The organism is Thioalkalivibrio sp. ALgr1, from assembly GCF_000378285.1.
Lineage (GTDB): Bacteria > Pseudomonadota > Gammaproteobacteria > Ectothiorhodospirales > Ectothiorhodospiraceae > Thioalkalivibrio.
In genome coordinates, this window is record NZ_KB905138.1 from 31,268 (window position 1) to 46,026 (window position 14,759).

The following is a 14,759-nucleotide window of genomic DNA, read 5'->3' on the forward strand; positions in this document are numbered from 1 at the left end:
TTGCATGAACGCTGCCGTACACCCGACCGAACCCGCTGCCGCCGACGTGATCGCCCAGGTCGAAGCCCTGGGGCGTGCTGCCCGCGTGGCCTCGCGGCGCATGGCCGAGGCCGAGCCGGGTGCGAAGAACGCGGCACTGCACGCGATCGCCGAGGGCATCGCCGCGCGTCGCGCGGAGCTGGTGGAGGCCAATAGCCGCGACCTGGAGGCCGGGCGCGAGCGCGGCCTGGACGCCGCGATGCTGGACCGCCTGGCGCTGACGGATGCACGCATCGACACCATGATCGAGGGCTGCCGCCAGGTGGCGGGGCTGCCCGATCCGGTGGGCACCATCACGGACATGGCCTATCAGCCGAGCGGCATCCAGGTGGGCCAGATGCGCGTGCCACTGGGCGTGATCGGCATCATCTACGAATCGCGCCCGAACGTGACCATCGACGCCGCAGCCCTGTGCCTGAAGTCCGGCAATGCCGCGATCCTGCGCGGCGGCTCCGAGGCCCTGCACTCCAACCAGGCGCTGGCTGCGATCATTCAGGCCGGGCTGGAGCAGGCCGGGCTGCCGCGCGAAGCGGTGCAGGTGGTGCCGACCACCGACCGCGCGGCGGTGGGCGCGCTGCTGCGCATGCCGCAGTACGTGGACGTAATCGTCCCGCGCGGCGGCAAGGGCCTGATCGAACGCGTCAGCAACGAGTCGCAGATCCCGGTGATCAAGCACCTGGATGGTGTCTGCCATGTCTATGTGGATGGCAGTGCCGATCTCGACAAGGCACTGGCCGTGGCGGTGAACGCCAAGACCCAGCGCTACGGCACCTGCAACACCATGGAGACGCTGCTGGTGCACGCTGACCAGGCCGAGGCTTTCCTGCCGCGCCTGGCCACAGCGCTGGGCGAGCGCCAGGTGAGCCTGCGTGGCTGTGCGCGCACCCGCGCCATCCTCGCTGACAGCGGGGCGGATATCGCCGAGGCCACCGAGGACGACTGGGTGGCCGAATACCTGGGGCCGATCCTCGCGATCCGTGTGGTCGACGACCTGGACGCAGCGATCGACCACATCAATACGTACGGTTCGCACCACACCGACAGCATCGTGACCGAGGACTACACCCGGGCCCGGCGTTTCCTGCGCGCGGTGGACTCCAGCTCGGTGATGGTGAACGCCTCCACCCGCTTCGCCGATGGCTTCGAGTACGGCCTGGGTGCGGAGATCGGTATCTCCACCGACAAGCTGCACGCGCGCGGTCCGGTGGGCCTGCACGGCCTGACCACCCTCAAGTACGTGGTGTTCGGCGACGGTCATGTGCGTAGCTAGGAGCCTGCCGGGTTTGGGAGTGATCTTCTGCGCGCGATTGGATCAGCGTCTCCCTGGGGCGATTCCCGCGTGATCGGGATTCTCGGCGGCACCTTCGACCCGATCCACTTCGGCCACCTGCGGCCGGCCCTGGAGATCCAGCAGCACCTGGGGCTGGAGCGGGTACATTTCATCCCCTGTCATGTCCCGCCACACCGCGCGAGCCCGGGCACCGGCAGCGACGATCGGCTGGCTATGGTGGAGAGTGCCATCGCGGACGTGCCGGGCTTCGTGGCCGACCGCCGCGAACTGGACCGCGAAGGGCCCTCCTACACGGTCGATACCCTGCTCAGCTTCCGCGAGGAGCTGGGGCCGGATGCCCCGCTGGTGCTGATCATGGGCATGGACGCCTTCGCCGGCCTGCCGTCGTGGAACCGCTGGGAACAGCTGTTCGAGCTGGCCCATATCGTGGTTTCGCACCGCCCGGGCAGTCCCGCCTCGCAGGAGCTGGGCGGGTGGCTGGGCAACGCGGCCACCCATGATCCGGCCGCTTTGCGCTCCAGCCCGGCGGGCCGGGTGTACTTCCAGCCGGTGACCCAGCTCGATATCTCCGCCACGGCCATCCGCGACGAACTGCTTGCCGGGCGCAGCCCGCGCTTTCTGCTCCCCGGGGCCGTCAACCGCTACATTCAGGACCACGGCCTGTACCGGGCCGGGGCCCAACGACATCACGGAACCTGATCGACAAATGAACAGCGAACAACTGCTTGAACTCGTGACTACCGCGCTGGAAGACATCAAGGCGCAGAACATCCGCACCATCGATGTGCGCGGCAAGACCACACTGGCCGACTTCATGGTGATCGCCTCCGGGACCTCCGGGCGGCATGTGCAGTCGGCCGCCGAATCGGTCGCGCTCGAGGCGAAGAAGGCCGGTATCCAGCCGCTGGGGGTCGAGGGCCAGGAGAGCCAGGAGTGGGTGCTGGTGGACCTGAACGACGTGATCGTCCACGTGATGCTCCCGGAGACCCGCGACTTCTACAACCTGGAAAAGCTCTGGCTGGCCGAGGAGGCCGCGGATACCGAAAAGGCCGCGCCCGAGGACCCCAGCCTGGAGCGCGTCCGCCGCCTGCGCGGCTGACCGCCGCGCGCCGCCATGCGCCTGGACCTGATCGCGATCGGCAAGCGCATGCCCGACTGGGTGGCGGCCGGGTTCGACGAATACGCCGGTCGCCTGCCGCGTGAGCTGAACCTGAACCTGCAGGCCCTGGCCGGCCCCTCCGGGGCCAAGTCCATGGACACGGCCACGCTGCTGCGGCGCGAGGGCGAGATCCTGCTGAAGGCCATCCCCGAGGGCGCCCGCGTGATCCTGCTGGACGAGCGCGGCAAGGGCGTGGACACCAAGGGCGTCGCGCGGCGCCTGGCCGACTGGCAGCAGGACGGACGCGATGTCGCGCTGGTGATCGGCGGGGCCGCGGGGCTGGATGAGGCCGTGCGCGCCCGTGCGGAATGGGCCTGGTCGCTGTCGCCGCTGACCTTCCCGCACATGCTGGTGCGGGTGCTGGTCGCCGAGCAGCTCTACCGCGCCTGGTCGCTGCTGAACAACCACCCCTACCATCGCGCGTGACGCCCGTGGCTGATCCGCTGCTGCTGGCCTCTGCCTCCCCGCGCCGCCGTGAACTGCTGGAGCAGGTCCAGCTCGTCTTCGAGGTGGCCCCGATGGACGTGGACGAGACCCCGCTACCGGGCGAGTCCCCGGAGGCGCTGGTCGAGCGCCTCGCCATCGCCAAGGCGGAGGCGGCCCTCGAGCGCGGCACCCCGGGGCAGTGGGTGCTGGCCGCGGATACCGTGGTCGCGCTGGGCGACGAGGCCCTGGGAAAGCCCGTGGATTTCGCCGATGCCGAGGCTATGCTGCAACGCCTCTCCGGCGGTGAACACCGGGTGGTCTCCGGCATGGCCCTTTGCCGGCCCGGTGAATCCATGCGGGCATGCACCGTGACGACCTGCGTGCGCATGCGGCCGCTGACGCCATCCGACATCGAGCGTTACTGGGCGACGGGCGAGCCGCGCGGCAAGGCCGGGGCCTACGCGATCCAGGGGCGCGGTGCCGCCTTTGTCGAGTGGATTGCCGGGTCCTACACCAACGTGGTGGGGCTTCCGCTGTTCGAACTGGAGCAGTGGCTGGCGGCGATCCCAGACCCGCCGCCGCGCCGCGCCTGATCTGTCCCTTTTACTCGATCCCGAGCTTCTTGAGCCGGTAGCGCAGCTGGCGAAAGCTGAGCCCGAGCAGGCGCGCCGCCGCCGTGCGGTTGCCGCCGGTCTGCTGCAGCGCCGTGGCGATGGCCTGGCGTTCCTGCTCGGCCAGGCGCTGGTCCAGGGCGACGTCGTCCGCCGTTGCCGTCGGTATCTCGCGCCGGGGCGGGGGGGGGACAAAGCCCGGGGCCTCGGCCGATGGCAAGGGTTCGCCATGTGCGGAACGGGGTAGGTCAATGCTGTCGGCGTGAATCGTGGGGCCCTCGCTGAGGGTGGCCGCGCGTTCGAGGATGTTCTCCAGTTCGCGCACGTTCCCCGGGAAGGGATGCCGGGCCAGGGCCTCGAGCGCGTCCGGCGCCAGTTCCAGTGGCTCGGTACCCCACTGCTCGCTGATCCGGGCCAGCACGCACTGGGCGAGCAGAGGGATGTCCTCGCGTCGTTCCCGCAGGGCGGGGACCTTCAGTTCGATCACGTTCAGGCGGTAGTAGAGATCCTGACGGAAGCGCCCCTCGGCCACCGCGCGCTCCAGGTCGTGGTGCGTGGCCGACAGCAGGCGCACGTCCACCGGGATCTCGCGCGTGCCCCCCACGGGCTTGATCGCGCGCTCCTGGATTGCACGCAGCAGCTTGACCTGCATGGGCAGTGGCAGGTCGGCGACCTCGTCGAGAAACAGCGTCCCGCCGCTGGCGGCCTGGAACAGCCCGGTGTGATCCTGCGTGGCCCCGGTGAAGGCCCCCTTGCGGTGGCCGAAGAACTCGCTCTCCATTAACTCGCCGGGGATCGCCCCGCAATTGACCGGCACGAACGGGCGATCGCTGCGCGGCCCCAGGCGATGGATCTCGCGTGCCACCAGCTCCTTGCCGGAGCCGGACTCGCCACGGATGAACACCGGCGCCTGGCTGCGCGCCAGTTTCTGGATCGTCGCGCGCAGGGTCTGCATCGGTGGTGCCTGTCCGAGCAAGGGGCTGTCGGTGCGGGTGGTATCGGCGTCCAGGACCGTGCCGGCATTCAGTGTCCCGGGCAGGTCTGGAGCGGGTTCCATTCGCAGTGCGGTGTCGATCAGCTCGCGCAGCTGCTGCAGGTCCACCGGCTTGCTGACAAAGTCGAATGCGCCCAGCTTCAGGGCCTGGACGGCGGTGTCCACGCTCCCGTGGGCGGTGATCACGGCCACAGGCAGGTCCGGGCGCTGGCCCTGGATGTGGCGCACCAGATCCAGCCCGTCGCCATCCGGCAGGCGCATGTCGGTCAGGCAGAGGTCGAAATCCTGCTGGGCGAGCAGTTCGCGCGCCCCGTTCAGGCGTTCGGTTGTGGTGGCCTCGATCCCCATGCGGGAGAGGGTGATCTCGAGGAGTTCGCAGATGTCCGGTTCGTCGTCCACGACCAGGACGTGGCGAATGCTCATGCGCGTTCCCTCGCGGTCTCCGTTGACGATGCTTCCGTGCTGCTTTTGCCCGCGACTGTTTCGGTCGGGGCGAACAGGATGCGGAAGCACCCGCCGGTGGGTGTGCTGACGTACTCCAGGGTTGCTCCGTTGTTCTCGCACAACATGCGCGAGATGTACAGGCCCAGCCCGGAGCCCCCGCCGCTGCTCGAGACGAACGGTTCGAACAGGTCGGAGCGCTGGTCCGGCGCAATGCCGGGTCCTGCGTCGAGGACATCGAGACTGACAACGCGTGCCACCTGGCCGGCGCCGCCACGCAGCACAATCGGCGGTGAGCCCGGCTGGTCGTGGCCCCCGTGTATGCGGGCATTGGTGCAAAGGTTCCAGAGGACCTGATTCAGCTGCGAGGGGTCGAACAGCACTTCGGAGTCATACGGTTCGATCCTGGCGTGCAGCGCAACGCGCGGGATCTGCAGGGCGCCACAGAACTCGTCGACGAAGCGGTCGAGAAATTCCTGCAGGTTCAGTCGCTCGCGTTGTCCGGTATCGCGTCGCGACAGGCTCAGCACGTTGGAGATCAGCTCGTTCACGCGCTTGCTCTGCTTGTTGATGATGGTCAGCAGGCGCTGGTCGGGTCGGGTCAGCTGTGGAGACTCGGCGAGCAGCTGGGCACTGTGGCTGATCGCGCCCAGCGGGTTGCGGATCTCGTGGGCGATACTCGCGGTCAGGCGGCCGAGCGCCTGCAGCTTGCTGGCCTGTGCCTGGCGCTGGATCTCCGCGAGATCCTCGAGGATCAGCAGCGTCCCGCGATCGCCCAGAGGGGTCAGGCGGACCTGCAGGGCGGGCTGGTCACGATCCCCCGGCAGCTGCTGCGTGTCCGTGCGCATCCCTGTGCTTTGCCATTGTTCGACCCGCTGCGCCAGCGCCGGCGAGATCTCGGCCAGCTGGCGGCCGGGGCGGGGCGGGAGCAGCCGGCGCGCGGCCTCGTTGATCGAACGGATCTCGCCATCCGGGTCGACCGCGATGACGCCGGCGCTCATGCGCGCGATGATCTGGGCGTTGAGCTCGGCGAGGTTGGCCAGGTCTTCTTCCTGACGCTCGACCTGGGCGCGGGTCGCCCCTGCGCGGCGCGCGACATGCCGGGCGAGTAGCCCGGCGGCGAAGAGCGTGGCGCCGAGCAGTCCGGCCTGGGTCAGGCCCGAGCCGTCCTGGTCCAGCAGGAAGATCGCCGCCGCCTCGGCCGTGAGCAGACCCAGGGTAGCGACGGCGGCCAGCGACAGGCTCAGCCGTCCGCCGGAGAGCAGGGTGGCGGCCACCACCGCGGGGATCAGCAACAGGCCGATGCCGGTGCCCACGCCGCCTGCGACCAGGACCAGCGCGACCAGGCTGATGGTGTCGCCAATCCCGCCCAGTAGCGCGAGAGCGGCCAGACTGGTCGTGTTGGGGTCGCGGGCCGGGCGCCAGGTCATCGCCGCGACGAACAGCGCAAAAACCAGATAGCCGCCGGCGAGCGCCGGATACATCTCCGGTGCTGCGGCGTGCAGCCCCGCGGGACCCTCCGGTACCAGCCCCAGGATCAGCAGGACGCTGGCAACAAAGACGCGGTATAGCGCGAACAGCCAGGCCGAGCGGCGCGTGTCGGCATCAAGCGCGATGGGCCCCCCCATGGATGCCGACCTCCCGCTGGATCAGTCGGCGCCCGAGTCGGAACCGGGCCCGGTATTCTGCCGGTTGCGGTCGATCTCGGCGTGTTGCGGGGAGCAGTAGAGGCGATCGCCATCGCGGTAGGCCTCGGCCTCCGGGACGTGTACACCACAATAGGCGCAACGGATCACCGCGCCGCCTTCCTTCAGGCGGTCGGGGCGGGCGTCACGCGAGACGGACTCCTTGCGCGCGCTGGTGGAGCGCACCAGGGTGCGGACCGCCAGAAAGACAGCGACGATGGCAACGATGAGCAGCAGCAGGCGCATGCCGCGATTCTAACGCAAGGAGGTGCCCACCGCCCCCTCGGGTCCGGAAGCCTGGGGGGCGTACGGCTAGCCGGTGTTGCGCATCCCTGCGGCGATCGCGTTGATCGAGCGCAGCAGCGGCGAAAGCCAGGGGTTGTCCGCGTCGTCGTCGGCGTCGGCGTCGAACTGGCGCGACTCGCGCAGCAGGTGGATCTGGATGCTGTTGAGCGGGTCCAGATACGGGTTGCGCCGCTGCAGCGAGCGCGCCAACAGCGGTGTCTCGTCCATCAGTCGGTCCAGCCGGGCCACGCGCAGGACCTCGTTGACCGTGCGTGTGTGCTCCTCGCGCACGCGCGAGTACAGCCGTTCGGCCAGCTCCGGGTCGCTGCAAAGACGTGCGTACTCGGCCGCGGTGCGCATGTCCGCCTTGGTCAGGGCCATCTGGCAGTTCGACAGCAGAGAACGGAAGAATGGCCACTCCTGGTACATCCGCTGCAGCTGTTCCAGGCGTGCCGGGTCCTCGCCCCGCCACTGTTCCAGGGCCGATCCGATCCCGTACCAGGCGGGCAGGGTATGGCGCGACTGTGCCCAGCCGAACACCCAGGGGATCGCCCGGATCGAGCTCTTGGAACGATCCGTCTTGCGCCGGTGGGAGGGGCGCGAACCGATATTCAGGAAACCGATCTCCTGCACCGGGGTAATCTCGTAGAAGTAGTCGAGAATCCCCGGCGTGCGGTCGATCAGGTCGCGGTAGGCATCCTCGCCAGCACGGGCTAGCTCGCCCATCGTGTCGCGGTATTCGTCACGGTCCTGGCGTGCCGTGCGGATCAGGCTGCGCGAGGCGAGCATCAGACCGGTCGCCCCCATGCCCAGTTCGTAGACCGCCGTCTCTGCGTTGGAATACTTGTACGACAGCACCTCGCCCTGCTCGGTGAACTTGATCCGCCCCTGCACGGTGGCCGGGGGCTGGGCGAGGATGGATTCATGGGTCGGGCCGCCGCCGCGGCCCACGGTACCACCGCGCCCGTGGAACAGCTGGCAGCGCACGCCAAAGCGGTCGGTGATCCCGACGATCTTCTTCTGCGCCTCGTAGAGGTTCCAGCTGGAGGCGAGGATGCCGCCATCCTTGCAGGAGTCGGAGTAGCCGAGCATTACGTCCTGGACGTTGCCGGAGGCGGACAACAGGCGGGCATAGACCGGGTTGGACAGCAGGCCTTCCAGCACGTCCTCGACATGCAGCAAGTCCTCGATGGTCTCGAACAACGGCGAGATGCGCAGGTGGCAGAACGGCTCGCCGTTCTCGTCCTCGCCGGCCAGCCCCGTCAGGCGGCCCAGCAGCAGGACCTCCAGCACGTGCGAGGCGGCGTGGGTCATCGAGATCACGTAGGTGCCGATGCCATCCGGACCGATCTCGCGGCGCATCGACTGGATGACCTCGAATACGCGCAGGGTCTCCAGTGCGCCCTCGTCGAGGGCCTCGCGATTCAGATCGGCCAGCGATGGTGCCGCGATCAGGTCGCTCAGGACCTTCTGGCGGCCGGACTCGTCCAGCGTGTTGTAGTCGACCTCCGGTGCCAGTTGCTGCAGCAGCTGGGCGATGGCCTCGCTGTGGACCGTGGACTCCTGGCGCACGTCCAGGTGATGCAGGTGGAAGCCGCAGGTCTCGACCAGACGGATCAGGTCGGTCAGCGCGCCGGAGGCGATGTTGCGGTCGCCATGGCTGATCAGCGAGTCGCGGATCAGGTTCAGGTCCTGCAGAAAGGCATTGGCGTCGGCGTAGGCGCTGTTGGTCGGCAGCACGGCCGCCTCGCCCTGGATGCGCCGGCAGACCGTCTCCAGCGTCTCGCGCAGGCGGTAGCGCATGATGTACAGCTTGCGCCGGTACGGTTCGCTCTCGAAACGGTCGGAGGCGCCGTGGAACACGGCGTTGGCGATGTTGCTGTCGGCGTCCAGGCTGTCGAGGAATTCCTGCGACGGCTGGCACATATAGGCCGAATGGGTGAGGACATTGCGCAGGTGATTGACCCGCTTGATGTACTCGCGCAGGACCTGCTCCATCGCCAGGCGGCAGGCCAGTTCGGTGACTTCCGGGGTGACGTTCGGGTTACCGTCACGGTCACCGCCAATCCAGGAGCCGAAGTGCAGAAAGGCCGGGATGCGCACGGGCAGGCTGCCGTCTGGGTGTACCCCGTAGATGCGCCGGATCGCCTTCTCCAGGAAGCGGTAGGACAGCGGTATTGCCTCGAACAGGCTCTCCTCGAAATAGAACAACCCGTACTTGATCTCGTCCTGGACCTGCGGCTTTTTCACCCGCACCTCGTTGGTGCGCCACAGCAGCTGGATCTGGGTCTCCAGCTCCTCGATGATCAGGCGGCGTTCTTCCTCGCCCAGCTCGGGCTGGTTGAGCCGGTCGGCTGTCTCGAACACGCGGCGCTGGTTCTCCATCGTGGTCCGGCGACGGGCCTCGGTGGGGTGCGCGGTGAATACCGGCTGGTAGTGCAGTTCCGCGAGCAGGCGTTCCAGTTCGGCGGCGGTCACACCCTCGTTGTGCAATTCGCGCAGCGTCTGGTCGAACGAGCCGGTCCACAGCGGCTCGCCGCTGGAGACCTGCGCGCGCCGCCAGCGGTAGAACAGGTCTTCCTCGGCGATGTTGACCAGGCTGAAGTAGATGCTGAACGCGCGGATCACGCGTTCGGTCAGGGTCGCGTCGAAGTGGGTGATGTCCGCCATCAGACGCTGGCGCAGCTGGGGATCTTCGTCCTTGCGCAGGCTCACGAAACCGCGGCGGAGCTTTTCCACTGCGTCGAATACGGTCTGGCCTTCCAGCTTGCGGATTACGTTACCCAGCAGTTCGCCGAACAGGCGCACGCGGGCGCGCAGTTCCTTGTCCTTGGGCAGGAATCGGTCGTCTAGGTCGGTTTGAGTCATAAGCCCTTCTGCACGCACAAGGCCGGCCCATGGGCCGGCCTTGTGGGGAACGTTGCTAGCGCGAAAAGAGGATGATTATAGCGCAGATCAGCCGGTCGTAGCCTGTCGCCTGCGGGGAACCAGTTGGCGATAAAGCGAGAGGTAGTGCTCGGCACTCGCGGTCCAGTCGAATTCCTGGGTCATGCCGGTGCGCAGGAGTTGTTCCCAGCGCCCGTCGGCGCGCTGCTGGTAGAGCTCGAGGGCGCGTTCCAGGGCCTGCGTCAGGGCGCTGACCGTGTCGGGCGTGAAGCTGAAGCCAGTGGCTGTGCCGTCGGCCAGGTTTTCGGGGCTTGCGTGCACCACGGTGTCCGCCAGCCCGCCCGTGGCATGCACCACCGGCGGGGTGCCGTAGCGCAGGCTGTACATCTGGTTCAGGCCGCAGGGCTCGAAGCGCGAGGGCATCAGGAACAGGTCGGACCCGGCCTCGATCTGGTGCGCCAGCGGCTCGTCGTAGCCGATATGCACCCCGACGCGGCCGGTGTAGGTCCGGGCCAGGGCGCCGGTCGCATGTTCCAGGTCCTTCTGTCCGGAGCCGACCAGGGCGAGCTGCACACGTCCGGCCTCCAGCAACGGGGTGCAGGCCGCATGGATCAGGTCCACGCCCTTTTGCTCGACCATGCGCCCGACATGGCCAAGCAGCGGTACGTCCGGGTCCTCGTCCAGCCCCATGCGTTTTTGCAGCGCGGCCTTGCTATGGGCCTTGCCGGCCAGGTCCTCCGCCGAGTAAGGCTGAGCGATGTGGCGATCACGGGACGGATCCCAGGCGCGGTAGTCGACCCCGTTCAGGATGCCGTAGAGGTCGGCGGCGCGGGCGCGCAGCACGCCGTCCAGGCCCATGCCTGATTCCGGCTCCTGGATCTCGCGGGCGTAGGTGGGCGAGACGGTGGTGATGGCGTCGGAGAAGACCAGTCCGGCCTTCATGAACGACAACTGGTCGTGGAACTCCAGGGCGTCCGGGGTCCACAGATCGGACGGCAGCCCAAGATCGTCCATCGCCTGCGCCGGGAACAGGCCCTGATAGGCGAGGTTGTGGATCGTGAAGATCGTGCGCGGGCGCGGGGCGCCACTGCGCTCGGGGTCCAGGAACACGGGCACCAGGCCGGTCTGCCAGTCGTTCAGGTGCACCAGTTCCGGTGCCCAGTCGAGCCCGGCCTCGTCGCGGGCGATGGCGGTGATCGCCCGGGCGAATCCGGCGAAACGCTGGGCGTTGTCCGGCCAGTCCGTGCCATTGCTGGCGCTGTAGGGGTTGCCGGCCCGCTGGAAATACTCCGGCCAGTCGACCAGGTAGACCGGCAGTTTGGTACCGGGCAGATGGCCTTCAATCAGCTGCCAGGGCGCATCCGGGGGGCCGGGCAAGGGTTGCGCGTGGGCCAGCTGGCTGCAGGCCTCCGGATAGCCGGGTACGACCAGCCGTACGTCCTGCCGCCGCCGGCGCAGGGCAACGGGCAGACTGGCGCTGACGTCGGCGAGGCCCCCGGTCTTGGTGAGGCCGTACGCCTCGCTGCTGGCGAAAAGGATGCGCATAACAATTTCCTGGGGAAACACGGGTGGAACCGGGAGCCCCGGTTGCGTTTCCAAGAGTGTAACGCAGGCGCCCGGAGCGATATGGGGCGCCGGGGCATTGAACGGCTGGGCGGCGCGCGGCAATCTGGAGTCACCATCGCAAGGGGCACACGGATGATCTCAGGGAACGAAGGGGCACGGAGTGATGATCTGGCTGCACATGCAGAGCGGCTGAACGAGTGCCCCCTGCGAAACCTGCTGGAAGAGGACTCGGGCCGGGTGCAGCGGGATGTGCAGGAGATCGCGGGGCTGCGCCTGGACTGGACGCGCCAGCGGCTGGACGGTCCGGCGTGGCAGGCCCTGGCGGCGCACGCGAACCGCTGCGGTGTGTCCGGGGCCTTGGAGCGCCTGTTCTCGGGCGAGCGCGTGAACATCACCGAGGGGCGGGCGGCTCTGCATTCAGCGCTGCGCCTGCCGCCCGGGGCGTGCTGCGAGGTCGAAGGCGAGGACCTGGCGCGTGTGGTGCATGCGGAACTCGAGCGCATGGAGGCCTTCGTGCGGCGGGTCCACACGGGTGAGCATATGGGCCATACCGGGCGTCCGATCCGGCGCGTGGTCAATATCGGCATTGGCGGCTCCGACCTGGGCCCGCGCATGGTTTGTCGTGCACTGGCCGCACACGCGCGGCCGACCGCCGAGGGCGATCCGCTAACCGTGCGCTTTGTCTCCAATGTGGATGGCGCCGCGCTGTCCGCCGAGCTGCGCGAGGCCGACCCCGAGACGACTCTGTTCATCGTCGCCTCCAAGACCTTCGGCACGCAGGAGACCCTGACCAACGCCCGCGCCGCGCGTGACTGGCTGCTTGGCCACTTTCCCGAGGAGGCGGTCGCGCGCCACTTCGTCGCGGTGTCCACCGCGCGCGAGCGGGTGGTGGCGTTCGGGATCGACCCGGCCAACATGTTCGGCTTCTGGGACTGGGTGGGCGGGCGCTATTCGGTGTGGTCGGTGATCGGTCTGCCGGTGGCGCTGCTTCTGGGCATGGATGGCTTCCGCGCCTTCCTCGGCGGGGCGCACATGATGGACGAGCACGTGCGCGCCACGCCCCTCGCCGACAACGCCGCCGTACGCATGGCCCTGGTCGACTACTGGAACCAGAACCTGCTGGGGGCCTGCGCCCGCGCGGTCCTGCCCTATGACGAGCGCCTGGCCCTGCTGCCCGCCTATCTGCAGCAGGCAGAGATGGAGAGTCTCGGCAAGCGGGTGCGTCTGGATGGCCGCCCGGTGGAGGAGGATACCGGCAGCATCGTCTGGGGGGCGGTCGGCACCGATGGCCAGCACGCGTTCTTTCAGCTGCTCCATCAGGGTACGCGGGTGATCCCGGCGGAATTCATCGGCGTGGCCCGGCCGGAACACGACCTGCCGGCCCAGCACCCGCTGCTGCTGGCGAACCTGGTAGCGCAGGCGCAGGCCCTGGCGCTCGGCAAGGACGAGGACACGGTGCGCGCGGAGATGGCCGCGGCCGGGACCGCCCCCAAGCAGATCGATGCCCTGGCCTCGCACCGGACTTTCCCGGGCAACCGGCCCAGCACCGTGATCCTGCTCGAGCAACTCGATCCGGCAACGCTCGGGGCGCTGATCGCACTGTACGAGCACAAGATCTATGTGCTCGCGACGCTCTGGGGTATCAATGCCTTCGACCAGTGGGGCGTGGAGCTTGGCAAGCAGTTGGCGGGCGAGGCCCTCCAGGCCCTGCGCGGCGAGGGCGGGCAGCCGGACGCGGCCACGGCCGCGACGCTGGACTGGCTGCGCCCGCGGCTGCCGACTGCCGACTGACTTCTTTCCTGGCCAGTTCCGCTACACGGCCAGCGCGTCGTCCGACTCTTCGATCTGCGGGACGTCGGTGGGCAGAGTGATGGTTTGTTCCTCGCCGTCCAGCCAGAAGCGGATCTCCGCCTCTTCGCCATCCGGGGTCTCGGAGACCGCATCCAGGAATTCGATCGGGGTCTCGGGAGTTTGCCCGTTTACCTCCAGGATCAGAGCGCCCTGCGCCAGGCCGGCGGCTGCGGCAGCGCCCTGGGCGCGGCTGACCAGCACGCCGGATTCATCCGGCAGTTCCAGTGCCTCGCGCAGGTCGTCGCGCACCGCGATCACGGTGATGCCGAGCGCGGTCACCACCTCGTCGTCGCCGGGCGGGCTGTATTCGAACGGCACGTCGGCCTCGAGGACGTCGGGCGAGACCGCAATCGTGGCACCGGTGCGCACGGCCAGGGCCAGGCCGTCACTGGGGCGGGTGTCGATGTAGCGCGGTTCTTCCTCGCCCTCCACGCGCAGTTCCAGCCAGCCGAGGTAGGTGCCGTCGACCAGGCCGTCGACGATCACGCGCTCCAGGGTCGCATTCAGTTCGTCCAGCAGGTTGATCATCAGGTCGTGCGTCTGCGGACGCGACAGCTGGACCTCGTGCATCGCCAGCAGGATGGCCTGCGCCTGGTCGGGGCCGATCACGATCGGTACCACCTCGCCGGAGTCGGGGTCGCGCAGCAGGGCGATCGGGGCGCCGGTCTGAGCGTCCATGCCGACGGTGGCCAGCTCCACCGGCAGCACGCGTTCCAGCGCTTCCGGATCGACTTCGCGGGCGAGGGTGTCACTGGCGGCGAGCGTGAGGGTGAACACCAGGGAGACGATCAGGACTCGGGGCCAGGCAAACCAGCGGGGATGCGACATGGGGCGGGCCTGTGTTCGGGATGTCCCTCGATCATGGCAGTCCGCCCCGGGCGCGTCCAGAATGACCCGAAATCCGATGCAGGAGAGATGATGTCCCGACACAAGCCGTACGCCCCGGCCGCGGAGGAGAACCGCGACCCCATCCTGTCCGTATTGCGCGACCGCTTTGCCGCCCCGGGACGCGTACTGGAGGTTGGGGCGGGAACGGGGCAGCACGCGGCGTATTTCGCCGGCGCCCTGCCACACCTCGACTGGCTGCCCAGCGATGTCGCGGAGAATCTTCCGGGGGTGGAGGCCTGGCGGGCGGACGCGGCGCTGCCGAACCTGCGGGCGTCGGTGGCGCTGGACGTGCTGGCCGACCCCTGGCCCGAGGGGCCGTTCGACTACGTCTACAGCGCGAATACCGTGCACATCATGCACTGGCCGGCGGTCGAGGCCTTTTTTGCCGGCGTGGGGCGGGTGCTGGCACCGGCCGGGGTGTTCGCGCTCTACGGCCCGTTCGCCCACGACGGCGCACATATGGCGGCCTCCAACGCGCGTTTCGATGCGATGCTGCGTCAGCAGGATGCCGGCATGGGCGTGCGTGACCGGGCCGACCTGGACGCGCTGGCCGCGCAGCACGGTCTCGGCCGGGCCGAGGTGGTGGAGATGCCGGTCAACAACCAGGTGCTGATCTGGCACAAGGCTTAAGAGTCCG

General features: G+C 68.6%; 13 protein-coding genes. 7 read left to right on the top strand and 6 right to left on the bottom strand.

The genetic code is table 11. The annotated features are described in order from the left end of the window. Positions 1 to 4: 4 nt before the first annotated feature. From F466_RS0112525 to F466_RS0112545, 5 genes are all read left to right on the top strand, one after another. Positions 5 to 1,309, top strand: a complete 1,305-nt coding sequence (locus tag F466_RS0112525; RefSeq protein ID WP_018174537.1) for a glutamate-5-semialdehyde dehydrogenase — start codon at positions 5 to 7, stop codon at positions 1,307 to 1,309. Positions 1,310 to 1,378: 69 nt separating this feature from the next. Then, positions 1,379 to 2,029, top strand: a complete 651-nt coding sequence (gene nadD, locus F466_RS0112530) for a nicotinate-nucleotide adenylyltransferase (RefSeq protein ID WP_018138176.1) — start codon at positions 1,379 to 1,381, stop codon at positions 2,027 to 2,029. A gap of 7 nt (positions 2,030 to 2,036) precedes the next feature. Further along, positions 2,037 to 2,429: a ribosome silencing factor gene (gene rsfS, locus F466_RS0112535; RefSeq protein ID WP_018138175.1), complete on the top strand. Its 393-nt coding sequence runs from the start codon at positions 2,037 to 2,039 to the stop codon at positions 2,427 to 2,429. Between the two features lie 15 nt (positions 2,430 to 2,444). Next, positions 2,445 to 2,915, top strand: coding sequence for a 23S rRNA (pseudouridine(1915)-N(3))-methyltransferase RlmH (rlmH, locus tag F466_RS0112540; RefSeq protein ID WP_018174539.1), 471 nt, complete (start codon positions 2,445 to 2,447; stop codon positions 2,913 to 2,915). Further along, entirely contained in the window at positions 2,912 to 3,508 is a 597-nt protein-coding gene (locus tag F466_RS0112545; protein ID WP_018994266.1) for a nucleoside triphosphate pyrophosphatase, read from the top strand. Before rlmH ends, F466_RS0112545 begins: the two co-directional genes overlap by 4 nt. Before the next feature lie 10 nt (positions 3,509 to 3,518). Here the strand turns inward: F466_RS0112545 and F466_RS0112550 are convergent, their stop codons facing one another. The 5 genes from F466_RS0112550 to glgA all read right to left on the bottom strand — a co-directional run bounded on the left by F466_RS0112550 (position 3,519) and on the right by glgA (position 11,362). Beyond that, complete coding sequence (locus tag F466_RS0112550) at positions 3,519 to 4,943, bottom strand: sigma-54 dependent transcriptional regulator (protein ID WP_018994267.1); 1,425 nt, start codon at positions 4,941 to 4,943, stop codon at positions 3,519 to 3,521. After that, on the bottom strand, positions 4,940 to 6,589 hold the full coding sequence (locus F466_RS0112555) for a PAS domain-containing sensor histidine kinase (RefSeq protein ID WP_018174542.1): 1,650 nt from the start codon (positions 6,587 to 6,589) through the stop codon (positions 4,940 to 4,942). The genes F466_RS0112550 and F466_RS0112555 overlap by 4 nt, the downstream gene beginning before the upstream one ends. Positions 6,590 to 6,610: 21 nt before the next feature. Continuing rightward, positions 6,611 to 6,892, bottom strand: a complete 282-nt coding sequence (locus tag F466_RS0112560; protein WP_018138170.1) for a PP0621 family protein — start codon at positions 6,890 to 6,892, stop codon at positions 6,611 to 6,613. 66 nt (positions 6,893 to 6,958) lie between these two features. Then, on the bottom strand, positions 6,959 to 9,799 hold the full coding sequence (ppc, locus tag F466_RS0112565) for a phosphoenolpyruvate carboxylase (protein ID WP_018994268.1): 2,841 nt from the start codon (positions 9,797 to 9,799) through the stop codon (positions 6,959 to 6,961). Positions 9,800 to 9,886: 87 nt separating this feature from the next. After that, a complete protein-coding gene (gene glgA, locus F466_RS0112570) occupies positions 9,887 to 11,362 on the bottom strand; it encodes a glycogen synthase GlgA (RefSeq protein ID WP_018174544.1) in 1,476 nt (491 codons plus the stop codon). A gap of 153 nt (positions 11,363 to 11,515) precedes the next feature. Here glgA and pgi point away from each other — a divergent pair, with 153 nt between their 5' ends. Next, the gene (pgi, locus tag F466_RS0112575; protein WP_018138167.1) at positions 11,516 to 13,174 is read left to right on the top strand and encodes a glucose-6-phosphate isomerase; all 1,659 of its coding nucleotides are present in this window, start codon (positions 11,516 to 11,518) and stop codon (positions 13,172 to 13,174) included. 21 nt (positions 13,175 to 13,195) lie between these two features. On the opposite strand, the gene F466_RS0112580 is transcribed toward pgi, so the two are convergent. Next, positions 13,196 to 14,062 carry a bifunctional nuclease domain-containing protein gene (locus F466_RS0112580; RefSeq protein ID WP_018994269.1) on the bottom strand — a complete coding sequence of 289 codons (867 nt, stop codon included), beginning with the start codon at positions 14,060 to 14,062 and terminating at the stop codon, positions 13,196 to 13,198. Between the two features lie 90 nt (positions 14,063 to 14,152). Here F466_RS0112580 and F466_RS0112585 point away from each other — a divergent pair, with 90 nt between their 5' ends. Then, positions 14,153 to 14,752 (top strand): DUF938 domain-containing protein, encoded by a 600-nt coding sequence (locus tag F466_RS0112585; protein WP_018994270.1) that lies wholly within the window; start codon positions 14,153 to 14,155, stop codon positions 14,750 to 14,752. Positions 14,753 to 14,759 lie beyond the last annotated feature (7 nt).